The following is a 13,411-nucleotide window of genomic DNA, read 5'->3' on the forward strand; positions in this document are numbered from 1 at the left end:
GACCATTAAACTCAATCGTGAGTTTAATATAAACGATTTTAAGAAAATTAAACACTAGTCAATAAGCTACCTCAAAGGGCGTATCACAAAACTGTATTCCAGATTATCTGTTGGGAAGATTTTATATTGGTCATGCGGCTGTGCTCCCCAAGAATTGTCGCCTCCAACTCCCATTTGTTTATAGTCGATATTGATGTTGACGATATCTCGTTCAATGATGTCGTTGGTATGCCGGTTCATTTTCTTTTCCCCTTCATCAAAATCCTCATTGTACTGTTGATGTGCTCCAAAACTCAATGGCGTATTCAGTGCTGAAAATTGTAATCCCTGACCTAAGCTATTTTGAAATGTCACCCAGCGCACATCGGTTTTATAGCCATTTTCTTGAGGGCAGACATAAGCAACATATAAATCTTTTACTTTTGCACTGTACTTACCAACTTGGGCAGACGATTTCCTGTCTTGATAATTTTCGTGAGGACCTCTACCATACCAGGCAACCGAGTCGTATGTTTTATCAATGACCAAATTAGTACCAAATCTAGGAAGCGGAGGCAGATCTGAGGTAAGCCCCTCAGCTGCTGTAGTAACTTTAATTTCTCCATCATTATTGATTTCATAACTGACTTTAATACTGGCATTGGTAGCTTCCACCCTAAAAGTAGACTCCACCAGTAGCGTTCCATTATGAACTTTCCCCTTGGTAATAGGTTTTACAGTATGCGTATTTCTTTCTGATATGGTAAAGGATGTCAATCGCTGATTTTTGCTTGCCTTTTTCCAAGCCTCCCAACGTTTCGGCATTTGAAAACCAAAATCATTGTCTGTAGTAGCTCTCCAAAAGTTGGGCTGTGGAGATGTTAAAATCAAATTGCCATAACCATAGTCAAGAACAGTGAGCTTACCACTTGCTGTATTAAATACAATCTTAACGTTTTTGTTCGCGATACTCACCAAACTATCGGTCGTTTGAACTGCCATATCCCCTTTGACTGAAGTGTCAAAAGGCATTCCTTTTAAGCGATTGATTTCAAACTCACCAAATGCCAACTCATGTCCTTTCGGGACCAATGGCTGCTCTTCCTTTGTGGTTGCTGAAATAACAAGCTGATATTCGTTTATTGCGGTATCCATATCCGGTAACTCAATATGTAAAACCTTACTGGTTCTTGGCGCTATACCTGAAGCATCCATTGCACCCTGTTTTTTGACTACTCCATTTTTTTTTAAGGTCCATGAAACATCAAACTCGTCTAGATTGATAAACTCATAGCCATTATAAATCTCTACATTCCCTGTTATGGCATCGAATGTTTTGAATTTGATAAATTGGTATACTTTTTTGACTTCATAAAGTGCCGGATGAGGCGTACGATCTGCATTGACAATACCATTGATACAAAAATTTCCGTCATTTTGTAAGTGTGAAGCTCCAAAATCACCGCCATATGCCCAATACTCTTGATTGCTTTTATCTTTGGTTAGCAAGCCTTGATCTACCCAATCCCAAATAAACCCACCTTGGAGTACGTCATAGGTTTCCATAACATCCCAATAGTCTTGCAAATTCCCAACACTATTACCCATGGCATGTGCATATTCGCATTGGATATACGGCCTTTTAGGATTGTTTTTAGCATAATCAATCATTTGAGTAATGCCATCGTACATTGGGACATATAAATCGGTATTGGCATAGTTTTTTGCCCCTTCATATTGAACAGGTCGTGTGGTGTCATTCGCTTTCAACCAGTCGTAGGTAGCAAAAAAGTTTTCACCGTTTCCTGCTTCATTCCCCAAAGACCAAATAATAATACTTGGAAAGTTTTTATCCCTTTCAAACATTCGGATGGTACGGTCTAGATGTACCCCTTTCCATTCCGGTCGATAGGCAGGATGGATGGCCTGTTGTGCTTTATTGTTGTCTAGACCCTGATTTGTGGTGCCCATTCCGTGTGTTTCTATATTTGCCTCATCTATGACATAAAAACCGTATTCATCGCACATCTGATAGAAGAATGGATTTTTAGGATAATGGGAGCATCTAATGGCATTGATATTATTTCGTTTCATGAGCTGTAAGTCCAGCAAGGTCAATTCTTCGCTTATGGTATGTCCGAGGGTCTCATCATGATCATGAAGATTTACACCTTTCAGGTAAACTGCCTTACCATTTACCAACAGCTGTGCGTTTTTTATTTCTACAGACCTAAAACCAACTTTAATAGCCGTTGACTCCATAGCTTGGTTGTTATTGTTTTTCCAAGTAATAACAAAGGTATAGAGGTTTGGCACTTCTGCACTCCAAGGTTTTACATTCTCTATAACGCCTTGGAACGTAAGGTTTTGATTATGGCCTCTATTTATTTTTGTTTCTTTATTGAAAGATGAAATTTCGGTGTCGCCATCCATTAATTTTGTGGACACTTGTATGTCTTTAGTTGAGGAACTAGTATTACCAAACTCCATGGTCACCCCAAAAACACCATTTTTATAAGAAGCATCCAGCCCAGATGTCACAGTAAAATCCAGCATCGTGGTTTTGTCTCTGGCATAAAGAAATACTTCTCTATCCATTCCACTCAACCTCCAAAAATCCTGATCTTCCATATAAGACGCATCCGCCCAACGGTAGACTTCTACTGCTATCGAATTTTTACCAGGATTTAAATAGTTGGTGATTTCAAATTCAGCAGCCGTTTTACTGCCTTCGTTATAACCCACATAGTTACCATTAACCCACAAATACATGGCCGAACGCACCCCTCCGAAATGAATAAACACATCTTTACCATCCCAGTCTTTTGACACTTGAAATTCTTTTATGTAGCTTCCAACGGGGTTATAATCGTGGTCTATAAACGGAGGATTTTTCGGAAACACATAAGCGACATTGGTATAAATTGGTAATCCATGGCCCTGTAATTCCCAATTGCCCGGAACATTTATATCATTCCATTGAGATGCATCAAAATCAGATTTATAAAAATCTACGGGGCGTTCACTCGGCTTTTTCACCCAATTAAATTTCCACTTTCCTTCGAGGGATTGATACAATGGTGAGTTGTAATAACGGCTATTCGCTATTGCTGATGCTTCATTGGGATAGCGGTAAAAGCTTGCATGAGCAGGAGCTCTATTTTCCTGAAAAATCTCTGGGTCTTCCCAATAAGGCCGTTCAGAAACCCTTAATTCTTGGGCGAAACCAAAACAAAACAAATTCAAGAAAACACAACAAATCAGTACTGCTTTCACATGGAATGTTTTTAGCGATGCTAACATTATTTTCAACCTAATAATCATATCTAAAATTTAATTTATTCTTGAAGTGCTTTCGGTTTTTTTGACATTGATTTATATAGTTTAATCTAAAAACTGTGTTGGTAAACCGTATTCAACTGGTTCTTTTCAGATAAAAGTAATGCCATTTTAAATTTGCTTAAATTTAAAATGGCACCTACTCAAAATTCGTTTATTCGATGACTCGATTTCTATGATAAATAGATGTATAGGCCTATGACCATCGCAACAACTGCATAACCAACTGGCTTTAAGTATTTCCAATCTGTAATGTCTACTTGACCTGTATATTCTTGTTTATAATCAGTTTCTCGTGGATAAAACTTACTTACAATAAACATTATTAAAATGGTCAACACAAACAAGATTCCCATAAGGTGCAAGAAACTCAAGTCTGGCTTGATGACATACAAGGTTATTAAATACGTAACAACACTAAATAAAATGGCAATATTTGCAGCTTTTCCTGAAACACGTTTTGAAAAGATTCCAACAATCACAATCGCCAAAATTGGCACACTATGCGTTCCGTTTAACTGCTGAAGATAGGTGAAAATCCCACCCTCTACACCATACAATAAAGGTGCTATTGCCATAGAGAATAAAGCGAGAACAATTCCGAAAATTTTTCCAGCCCTTACAACATGCATTTCCGAAGCTGATTTATTAATATATTCTTTATAAAAATCAAGTCCAAATAAGGTTACAGAACTATTTAAAGCACTGTTAAAAGAGCTCAAAATAGCACCAAATAATACCGCCGCAAAAAATCCAATAAATGCTACTGGCAACACTGCCTTTACAACCATTGGATAGGCTTCATCTGCATTTTCAAGATTGCCATTAAAAATATAGAATGCAATGATACCAGGAAGTACTACTATAAAAGGCCCTAGAATTTTTACAAATGCTGCCAATAGCAATCCTTTTTGACCTTCTTTCAAATTTTTTGCACCAAGCGCTCTTTGTATAATGGCTTGATTGGTGCCCCAATAGTAAAAGTTGACGATAATCATTCCCGTAAAAAGCGTCCAGAATGGTACATCTGAATCTGGACCACCGATAATATCAAACTTTTCTGGGAGTGCAGTAGTTAATTTATTTAGTCCTGTAAGCACATTGCCATCACCAATTTTCATCAAACCAAAAATAGGAATCAAAGACCCTCCTATGATGAGACCTACGGCGTTTATAGAATCTGATACCGCCACTGCTTTTAAGCCTCCAAAAATTGCATAAATACTTCCGAGAACACCAATTGTCCACACAGTTACCCAAAGTGCAGGTTCTGGCTCCATTCCTAACATTTCAGGAATTTCAAACATGGTATTAATGGCCAAGGCACCTGAATACAATACGGTTGGCAACATGGAAATGGCATATCCCAAGAGAAATAATAGGGACACAATTGTCTTGGTTGATTTACCATATCTATTTTGTAAAAATTGCGGTATCGTAGCAATACCACTTTTAAGATATTTTGGTAATAACACAAATGCCGTAAACACCATGGCAATAGCAGCAAGTACTTCGTATGCCATAATTGGAATTCCATCCCTGAAAGAGACACCATTCATGCCTACAATTTGCTCTGTGGATAGATTGGTTAACAATAACGATCCCGCGATTACAGGACCTGTTAAACTTCTACCTGCCAAAAAATAACCGTCAGATGATTTTTCATCCGTTTTTCTAGAAGACCACCAAGCAATAATAGCAACCAATACTGTGAAGCCGACAAAAGAAATCATTCCCATAATAAAAATTTAATTAGTTTACATCTTTAACCAAAGCACCATAACTCTACTTTATTTCAAAGAAAATTTAAAAATAGTTTTTGTCGTGTATGTATCACCTGGTTCTAAAACTGTTGAAGGAAAGGCTTTCTGGTTAGGCGCATCTGGATAGTGTTGTGTCTCTAAACAAAAACCTGTTCTGTGAGCATACATCCCTCCATTAGGCATCGGTAAAGTCCCATCTAAAAAATTACCCGTATAAAATTGAATTGCAGGCTCTTCAGTATAGATTTCCATAAAACGTCCACTGGTATCATCATAGGCAGATGCCGCGAAACGCAGCACGCCCTTGTCTCCGTTTAGTATCCAGCAATGGTCATACCCCTGTCCTCTTTTTAACTGCTCATTATCTGCATTGATCTCTTTACTAACTTGTTTTACAGATGTAAAATCGAAAGGTGTTCCTTGAACTTTTCTGATTTCTCCCGTCGGAATCAATGTTTCGTCAACTGGTAAAAAGGCGTCTGCATCAATCACAACCTTGTGCTCTAAAATATCTTTAGAAAAATCTCCTGTCAAATTAAAATAAGCATGTTGCGTTAAATTAACCACTGTAGCCATATCTGATGTTGCTTCGTAAGACACCTCAAGGGCATTATCATTGGTCAACGTATACAGTACCGTTACATTTAAATTTCCTGGATACCCTTCTTCACCATCTTTACTTAAATAAGTGAGTTTTAAAGATGAATCATCTGTGCCTTCGATAGGTTCCGCTGTCCAAACCACCCTATCAAAACCTTTTACGCCACCATGCAGATGATTTGAACCATCATTAGTAGCCAAGGTATATTCCTTACCTTCTAAGTTGAACTTACCGTTTGCAATTCGATTTCCAAAACGACCAATTAACGCTCCGAAAAATGGATTGTCTTTTTCATAGTCTTCAATGGTATCAAAACCTAAAACAACATTCTCAAATTCTCCATCTTTATTAGGTACTTTTAAGGATGTAATTCTTCCTCCGTAAGTAATCACATTAAGTTCTACACCGTTGGTATTTTTTAAAGTATACTGCTCTATAATAGTACCATCGTCCAGTTTACCAAAATCTGACTTTATTATGTTTTGTGTTTCCTCACTCATGGTTTCTGGTTTCTCGCTTATTTCTTCTTTCTTAGTTTCTTTACATTGAAAAACAACGCTTGCGAATAAAGCAAACATCATAAAATGTCTGACTGGTTTTAAAACTTTCATCTCTTTTCGGTTTTAGTTATAAACGATGTTGGAACATATTGTAATAGGCCTCATTGGCGTTCATTGTATCCTTAAAGTTTCTGATCTTCGTATCTTGATCAATAACTAATAATTCAATTCCTGTAATATCTGCAAAATCTTCCATATACTCTGTGGTTAAGGCTTGGGAATAGACGGTATGATGTGCACCGCCAGCTAAAATCCAAGTCGTTGCTGCTATATCTAAACTTGGTTTGGCATCCCAAAGCACACGTGCAACTGGTAATTTTGGTAAATCGCCCATTGGTTTTACGGCTTCAACTTCATTTACAATCAATCTAAAACGATTGCCCATATCTACCAAAGACGCATTAATTGCAGAGCCTTCTGGTGAGTTAAATACCAATCGAACAGGGTCTTCTTTGCCGCCAATCCCTAAAGGATGCACTTCACAACTTGGTTTGGCATCTGCAATGGTTGGACAAATTTCTAACATATGAGACCCTAAAACATAGGATTTTTTTGGTGTGAAATGATAGGTGTAATCTTCCATAAACGAAGTACCTCCTTCTAATCCATGTGCCATGACTTTCATAACACGCACCATCGCAGCCGTTTTCCAGTCGCCTTCACCTCCAAAACCATAACCATCGGCCATTAAACGTTGTACGGCCAAACCAGGTAATTGTTTCAAATCTCCTAAATTTTCAAACGTATCGGTGAATGCTTTAAAACCACCATCCTCTAAAAATGCACGCAACCCTATTTCTATTTTCGCCGCTTCAACTAGAGATGCTCTCATACTACCATCTGCCTTTAAATTATCAGACAAATTGTAATCGGCTTCATATATTTTGATCAAGTCTGAAATTTGCTGTTCAGAAACCTTCTCGATTTTTGAAGTCACATCTGAAGAATCATAACCATTTACAGATAAACCAAAACGAATTTGTGCTTCTACTTTATCGCCTTCGGTGACAGCTACTTCACGCATATTGTCTCCAATTCGCGCCACTTTCAAATGTCTCATTTCGTCCCAGCCTAAAGCGACTCTTGACCAGATTCCGATTTTTTTATGAACGCGCTCTTCTTGCCAATGCCCAACAACAACTTTACGTTTGATACGCATGCGCGACATGATATAACCAAACTCTCTGTCGCCATGCGCAGATTGGTTGAGGTTCATAAAATCCATGTCGATGTCTTTCCAAGGAATTTCTGCATTAAACTGTGTATGTAAATGACACAGTGGCTTGTTCAGAATACTCAAACCGGCAATCCACATTTTAGCAGGAGAAAAGGTATGCATCCAAGTGATAATCCCAATACATTCTTTGGAAGCGTTCGCGGCTTCACAAATGGCTGTAATTTCTGAAGGTGTTTTTACCGTTGGCTTGAAAACGACATTTACAGGAATATGAGTTGAGGCGTCTAAGCCTTTGGAGATTTCCTGTGAGTTTTTCGCCACTTGATTTAATGTTTCTTCGCCATACAAGTGTTGACTACCTGTTACGAACCAAATTTCTTTATGTGTGATATCAATCATTTTATGTGTGTTGGTTATTGTCCGTAATAGGCATCTTTGCCATGTTTACGGTTATAATGTTTTTTAATTAATGCTTCTTTTAAGCGTGGAGCTCCCGGATTTATTTGAAGTGTGAGATAGGCCATTTCTGCAACAACTTCCAATACTTTACTGTTGTAAACCGCTTTCGCTGCATCTTTTCCCCAAGTAAATGGACCGTGATTTCCTATTAAAATCATTTCGACTTCTTTGTAGGAAAGATTTTTATTCTTGAAACAATCCAAAATTTGAATTCCCGTATTATGCTCATAATTTCCTTCAATCAAATTATCGCTCATAGGCGGCGCACAAGGAATATCTGCAGTTAAATGATCTGCATGCGTCGTTCCGAAAATCGGAACATCTTTTTGCGCTTGTGCCCACGCACAGGAAAATTTGGCATGTGTATGAGAAACGCCCCCGATGTCATCCCAATTCTTGTACAAAAAAGAATGCGTCTTCGTATCTGATGATGGTTTCATTGTTCCTTCAACAACAGTATTCTCAAAATCGAGTATCACTATGTCTTCTGGTTTTAATGACTCGTAAGGCACTCCACTGGGCTTAATGCCAAAAACACCATTAGCTCGGTCGACGGCACTGACGTTACCAAAAGTGTACACGACCAAACCTAAAGCATTCAGTTGCATATTCGCCTCGTAGCATTCTTCCTTTAATGATTTATACTTGGTACTCATGTTTCTTTTCTTTAATAGTAGTTTCAATAAATTCCCCTAATACTTTATAGGATTTCATTCTATCTTCATATACCTTAATACGATCTGCCTGCGGAAGATATTCAGCCTCAAAATCACTTCCTATTTTTTTACTGGCCTCTATCACATTTGGATAGATTCCAGCGGCAACCGATGCATAAATTGCTGCTCCCAAAGCGGGTGCCTGGTCAGATTCGGCAACTTTCACTGGCATGTTTAATACATTGGCCAAGGTTTGCATGATGAAAGGTGATTTTCTTGCGACGCCTCCAATACCTATAACAGATTCAATTTTGACACCTTCACTTTCAAAACGGTCCACAATCATTTTAGAGCCAAAACAAATAGCATTCACTAAAGCCTTGAACATATGCGGGGCTTTAGTGCCGAGTGACAAATTACTAATTGCACTTTTTAATTCTTGATTTGCATCTGGTGTTCTACGACCATTTATCCAATCTAAAGCCGTTGGGATACTTTCTGATAAAGGAATTTGCTCTGCTTGTTCTGATAAGGTTTTGATGAATTTGGCATCAATTTCTTCCTGAAGTTGTTTCTTCGTTGCTTCTGAAAGCAACTCAGACGTCATCACTAAATTTTCAATTGGCCAATTCAAGATATCCTTGAACCAGGCCAACACATCTCCAAAAGCGGATTGTCCAGCTTCTAAGCCTATAAAACCTGGAATCACAGAGCCATCCACTTGTCCACAAATACCGCGAACGGTTTTGGTTCCTATCACTTCGTTTTGAGATATCATGATATCGCAAGTAGAGGTTCCCATGACCCGTACCAAGGTGTTTTTATCAATTTTTGCACCAACCGCTCCTGCATGTGCATCAAAGGTTCCAACGGCAATAATAGTCTCAGTGTTTAGCCCTAATTTTTTTGCCCATTCCTCATTAAGAGTTCCTGCTATCGTATCAGATGTAAATGTTTCGGTATATAAATGATCCCGCAATTCAGATAAATAAGGGTCTAACTGACCCAGAAATTCTTTAGGAGGCAGACCGTTCCAGCTTTCGTGCCACATGGCTTTGTGACCAGCAGCACAGCGACTTCTTTTAAATGATTTTAAATCCTTATTGTCAATCAATAAATAGGTCATTATATCGCAATGTTCCATCCAGGTGTAAGCCGCATTTTTTACAGCCTCATCTTCTCTGATGACGTGCAATATTTTTGCCCAAAACCATTCTGATGAATAGATGCCACCTTCATATTTTGTAAAATCCTCTCCGCCCCAATTATTGGCCAATTTATTGATTTCGTTGGCTTCTGGAATCGCGGTATGGTCCTTCCACAGCACCATCATAGCATTTGGATTATGTTCAAAACCCTCCACCATTGCTAACGGAATCCCATCTTTGCTTACAGGAACAGGCGAAGACCCAGTGGTATCGACACAAATGCCTTTAATCTCTTTAGCTTTTACATTGCTTTTTTCGACAACCGCTTTAACAGTATTTTCCAGGCCCTCAATATGGTCTAGGGGATGTTGGCGAAATTGATTGATGGACGGATTGCAATACTCATTATTTTTCCATCTCTGGTAATAGTGAACGCTGGATGCCAACTCCACTCCTGTAGATGTATCTAATAAGACAGCTCTCACAGAATCCGAACCGTAATCCACTCCAATTACATAATTACTCATCTCAATCTTTTAATTTAATACTTTTTAAAATCATTATTTTGCTTCCAATACAATTACGGAGAATGGTGGGAGAGTTACTTGAAGCACTCCCTTTTTAAATTTAAAATCCTTGTAGTTGGTTGGCTGTATGTTATTAGGCTTATCAAAAGAATTGTAATCCTGTAAATTTTTAGAGCTTAAAATGGAGGCAGTGACATTTTTCAATCCTAATACATTTAAGTCAAGTTCAATCGTATTTTCTTTGTGCGCATCTACATTAACCATAGAGATATGAACCGTTTTAGTACTGTCTTTTGAAGCAGAAACAGATACGGCAGGCAGTGTTTTTCCTTCAAAAGTGTATAGAGGAGATTCAAATTCCAAAGGAATCAATGTCGCATCTTGATGTACCTTGTACATATGCATGACATGATAAGTTGGCGTTAAAATCATTTTCGCTTTATCGGTAAGAATTACGGCCTGTAATACGTTCACACACTGCGCTAAATTCGCCATACGAACTCTAGCTGCATGATTATTAAAGATATTCAATGTCGCTCCTGCCAAAACAGCATCACGCATCGTGTTTTGTTGATATAAAAACCCTGGGTTCGTTCCTTCTTGGACATCATACCAACCTCCCCATTCGTCTACGACCAAATCAATTTTTTTATCTGGATCGTATTTGTCCATAATAGCGGAGTGCTTTGTTACAAGCTCCTCCATTTTTAAGGCTTCTGTCATGGTAGAAAAATATTGATTCTCTGTAAAATCTACAGAAGGTCCTTTATTTTCCCAATCGATTACCGAATAGTGATGTAATGCCAGACCTCCCAGCATTTTGTTTGGTACATTTTTCATCAAGGTTTCTGTCCAATTATAATCGTCGCCACTGGCTCCAGAGGCGATACGCACTAAGCCTCCAGAATTTGTCCAATCGGAAATAAACGTGGCGTAGGTTCTATAAATATTCGCATAGTAATCTGCAGTCATATTTCCGCCACAGCCCCAAGCTTCATTACCTATCCCCCAATATTTTACATTCCATGGTTTTTCCCTCCCATTTTCCTTTCTTAAGTCGCTCATCGGACTTTTACCATCAAAATTGGTGTATTGCACCCAATCTGCAAACTCTTGAACGGTACCACTTCCAACATTTCCAGAGAGATAAGGTTCAGCACCAAGTACCTCACATAAATTCAAAAAATCATGAGTACCAAAACTATTATCTTCGGTAACTCCACCCCACCATTGATTAACAATCGTCGGACGATTTTCTTTTGGACCTATGCCATCTTTCCAATGATACGTATCCGCAAAACAACCTCCTGGCCATCTTAAGTTGGGAATTTTTAAGTCTTTCAAGGCATTAATAATATCATTTCTAACACCATTTGTATTCGCTATTTTAGACGAATCACCAACATAAAAACCATCATAAATAGATCTGCCTAAATGTTCTGCAAAATGACCATAAATGTGTTTATTGATTTTTATTGTGTCATTTGTGTTACCCCATTTAACTGTGGTAGTCTGGGAATATCCTAATGTGGTAATACAAATAAAAATGAGCGGTTGTAAAAACTTGAAGAATTTTGTATTCATTAAATTAAATCTTTAAAAAGTAGTGGTTAGTAGTTTATCAATTCAATGTTTTTCTCTGATTATCTCAAAACACAGTGACTAAATATGTCACTAATCAAAGTTAAAATGGTATCTAAATTACATATAAGTGTATTTCAGACACTTCAAAGTAATTAAAAAGTATTTTGAAAACCTAACGTTTTAAAAAATAAATGTAATTTTAACACTTAAAGGATTTCAGCCCTTATTTATTAAAAGTTTGTTTTATTTTTGCAAAAATTTTTTTATGTATAAAGGTTACATGCCAGATGACAGGCTGTTTTTAGCTGTAGATTGTATCATTTTTGGATTTGATGATGAGGATTTAAAAGTGCTGCTGGTTCAGAGAGATTTTGAACCTGAAAAAGGAAAATGGTCCTTAATGGGTGGATTCTTGAAAAAAGATGAAACTTTAGATGACGCCGCTTCTCGCATTCTTTACAGATTGACAGGGATGCATGACATCTATTTAGAACAATTGTATGCCTTTAGTGATGTGAACCGCGATCCTGTAGCAAGAACCATCTCCACCTCTTACTTTGCCATTGTAAATATTGAAAAGCACCATGAAAAATCAACAGATAATTTTAAAGCGAAATGGTTTAGCTTAAGTAAAGTACCCAATTTGATATTTGACCACGACGAAATGCTTGCTAAAGCGGTAAGACGATTGAGACGCCGCACGTCAATAAATCCAATTGGTTTTGAATTATTACCAGAAAAATTCACGATGCGTCAATTACAAAAATTGTATGAAACGATTTTGGATAAAGAATTGGACAAACGAAACTTTATCAATAAAATCAAATCGATGGACATCCTGATTAAATTAAAAGAAAAAGATATGACCTCTTCAACGAAAGGGTCATATCTCTATCAGTTTGACCAAGAAAAATATGATGAAAAACAAACGAACGACTTCTACTTGAAGTTATAGTTTGTTTTAGTTATTTCCTTTTTTATAATCTTCTAAAAATTTAGCAAGACCAATATCCGTCAATGGGTGTTTCAATAATCCAGTGATAGATGAGAGCGGTCCGGTCATGACGTCACTGCCTAATTTCGCACAGTCAATAACGTGCATGGTGTGACGAATGGATGCTGCCAATATTTGAGTTTCGAACCCGTAGTTATCATAAATCAAACGAATTTCTGCAATCAGATTTAATCCGTCGGTAGAAATATCATCTAATCTTCCTAAGAAAGGCGACACATAAGTAGCTCCTGCTTTTGCTGCCAATAATGCCTGCCCAGCAGAAAACACTAAAGTCACGTTAGTTCTTACTCCTTTATCTGAAAAATGCTTACAGGCTTTTATTCCTGCTGCAATCATCGGTAATTTTACTACGATTTGTGGATGCAGAGCGGCTAACGCCTCCCCTTCTTCAACCATCCCGTCGAATTCCGTTGAAATAACTTCGGCACTCACATCACCATCTACGATATCGCAGATTTTCTTGTAGTGCGCCAAAATATTATCTTTTCCGGTAATACCTTCTTTTGCCATTAACGAAGGATTTGTAGTAACCCCGTCTAAAACTCCCAAAGCTTGTGCTTCGGCTATTTCATCAAGGTTTGCTGTATCTATAAAGAATTTCAT

Annotated in this window: 9 protein-coding genes; 1 reads left to right on the forward strand and 8 read right to left on the reverse strand. The window is 37.8% G+C overall.

The genetic code is table 11. From position 1 onward, the window contains the following. Positions 1–66: 66 nt before the first annotated feature. The 7 genes from P176_RS0103710 to P176_RS0103740 form a co-directional block, all read right to left on the reverse strand. Positions 67–3,255 carry a glycoside hydrolase family 2 TIM barrel-domain containing protein gene (locus P176_RS0103710; protein ID WP_197022138.1) on the reverse strand — a complete coding sequence of 1,063 codons (3,189 nt, stop codon included), beginning with the start codon at positions 3,253–3,255 and terminating at the stop codon, positions 67–69. A 236-nt stretch (positions 3,256–3,491) separates the two neighbouring features. Further along, positions 3,492–5,057 (reverse strand): solute:sodium symporter family transporter, encoded by a 1,566-nt coding sequence (locus P176_RS0103715; RefSeq protein ID WP_026753439.1) that lies wholly within the window; start codon positions 5,055–5,057, stop codon positions 3,492–3,494. Between the two features lie 51 nt (positions 5,058–5,108). Next, entirely contained in the window at positions 5,109–6,293 is a 1,185-nt protein-coding gene (locus P176_RS0103720) for an aldose epimerase family protein (protein ID WP_026753440.1), read from the reverse strand. A 16-nt stretch (positions 6,294–6,309) separates the two neighbouring features. Beyond that, on the reverse strand, positions 6,310–7,818 hold the full coding sequence (gene araA, locus P176_RS0103725; protein ID WP_026753441.1) for an L-arabinose isomerase: 1,509 nt from the start codon (positions 7,816–7,818) through the stop codon (positions 6,310–6,312). 14 nt (positions 7,819–7,832) lie between these two features. Continuing rightward, complete coding sequence (locus P176_RS0103730) at positions 7,833–8,534, reverse strand: L-ribulose-5-phosphate 4-epimerase (protein WP_026753442.1); 702 nt, start codon at positions 8,532–8,534, stop codon at positions 7,833–7,835. Beyond that, positions 8,518–10,209 (reverse strand): ribulokinase, encoded by a 1,692-nt coding sequence (locus P176_RS0103735; protein WP_026753443.1) that lies wholly within the window; start codon positions 10,207–10,209, stop codon positions 8,518–8,520. Before P176_RS0103735 ends, P176_RS0103730 begins: the two co-directional genes overlap by 17 nt. 33 nt (positions 10,210–10,242) lie before the next feature. Beyond that, positions 10,243–11,793, reverse strand: a complete 1,551-nt coding sequence (locus tag P176_RS0103740; protein WP_026753444.1) for an alpha-N-arabinofuranosidase — start codon at positions 11,791–11,793, stop codon at positions 10,243–10,245. 265 nt (positions 11,794–12,058) lie between these two features. Between P176_RS0103740 and P176_RS0103745 the strand changes: the two genes are divergently transcribed. After that, positions 12,059–12,748: an NUDIX domain-containing protein gene (locus P176_RS0103745; RefSeq protein ID WP_026753445.1), complete on the forward strand. Its 690-nt coding sequence runs from the start codon at positions 12,059–12,061 to the stop codon at positions 12,746–12,748. A 6-nt stretch (positions 12,749–12,754) separates the two neighbouring features. Here the strand turns inward: P176_RS0103745 and fsa are convergent, their stop codons facing one another. Next, positions 12,755–13,411 carry a fructose-6-phosphate aldolase gene (gene fsa / locus P176_RS0103750; RefSeq protein ID WP_026753446.1) on the reverse strand — a complete coding sequence of 219 codons (657 nt, stop codon included), beginning with the start codon at positions 13,409–13,411 and terminating at the stop codon, positions 12,755–12,757.

Source organism: Sediminibacter sp. Hel_I_10 (genome assembly GCF_000688335.1).
Classification (GTDB): Bacteria; Bacteroidota; Bacteroidia; order Flavobacteriales; family Flavobacteriaceae; genus Psychroserpens.